Raw genomic sequence first — 1,430 nt, 5'->3', positions numbered from 1 at the left:
GAGGCTGAGACCTGATGCCGAGCCGATTGTGGTGAAGTGGATGATCCTATGCTGTCGAGAAAAGCCTCTAGCGAGTTTCATGGCGGCCCGTACCCTAAACCGACTCAGGTGGTCAGGTAGAGAATACCGAGGCGTTCGGGTGAACTATGGTTAAGGAACTCGGCAAAATGCCCCCGTAACTTCGGGAGAAGGGGGGCCATCACCGGTGATGAGTCTTGCACTCTGAGCTGGGGGTGGCCGCAGAGACCAGCGAGAAGCGACTGTTTACTAAAAACACAGGTCCGTGCGAAGCCGTAAGGCGATGTATACGGACTGACGCCTGCCCGGTGCTGGAACGTTAAGGGGACCGGTTAGTGCACTTTCGGGTGTGCGAAGCTGAGAACTTAAGCGCCAGTAAACGGCGGTGGTAACTATAACCATCCTAAGGTAGCGAAATTCCTTGTCGGGTAAGTTCCGACCTGCACGAATGGCGTAACGACTTCTCGACTGTCTCAACCATAGGCCCGGTGAAATTGCACTACGAGTAAAGATGCTCGTTTCGCGCAGAAGGACGGAAAGACCCCGGGACCTTTACTACAGTTTGATATTGGTGTTCGGTTCGGCTTGTGTAGGATAGGTGGGAGACTGTGAACCCGGTACGCCAGTATCGGGGGAGTCATCGTTGAAATACCACTCTGGTCGTGCTGGATGTCTAACCTCGGTCCGTGATCCGGATCAGGGACAGTGTCTGATGGGTAGTTTAACTGGGGCGGTTGCCTCCCAAAGAGTAACGGAGGCGCCCAAAGGTTCCCTCAGCCTGGTTGGTAATCAGGTGTTGAGTGTAAGTGCACAAGGGAGCTTGACTGTGAGACCGACGGGTCGAGCAGGGACGAAAGTCGGGACTAGTGATCCGGCGGTGGCTTGTGGAAGCGCCGTCGCTCAACGGATAAAAGGTACCCCGGGGATAACAGGCTGATCTTCCCCAAGAGTCCATATCGACGGGATGGTTTGGCACCTCGATGTCGGCTCGTCGCATCCTGGGGCTGGAGTCGGTCCCAAGGGTTGGGCTGTTCGCCCATTAAAGCGGTACGCGAGCTGGGTTTAGAACGTCGTGAGACAGTTCGGTCCCTATCCTCTGTGCGCGTAGGAATATTGAGAAGGGCTGTCCCTAGTACGAGAGGACCGGGACGGACGAACCTCTGGTGTGCCAGTTGTCCTGCCAAGGGCATGGCTGGTTGGCTACGTTCGGAAAGGATAACCGCTGAAAGCATCTAAGCGGGAAGCCTGCTTCGAGATGAGTATTCCCACCCCCTTTGAGGGGTTAAGGCTCCCAGTAGACGACTGGGTTGATAGGCCAGATCTGGAAGCCCGGTAACGGGTGGAGGTGACTGGTACTAATAGGCCGAGGGCTTGTCCTCAGTTGCTCGCGTCCACTGTGTTGGTTCTGAAAC

1 rRNA gene (running past one end of the window) is annotated in these 1,430 nt (G+C 55.8%); it reads left to right on the top strand.

From position 1 onward, the window contains the following. A 23S ribosomal RNA gene (locus tag AC07DI_RS37360) occupies nt 1-1,397 on the top strand; it begins 1,379 nt to the left of the window's first position. Nucleotides 1,398-1,430 lie beyond the last annotated feature (33 nt).

The sequence above is a fragment of the Streptomyces sp. NPDC044106 genome, assembly GCF_056433985.1.
Note: the sequence above shows the minus strand (reverse complement) of the source record. Positions and strands in the feature narration are given on the sequence as shown.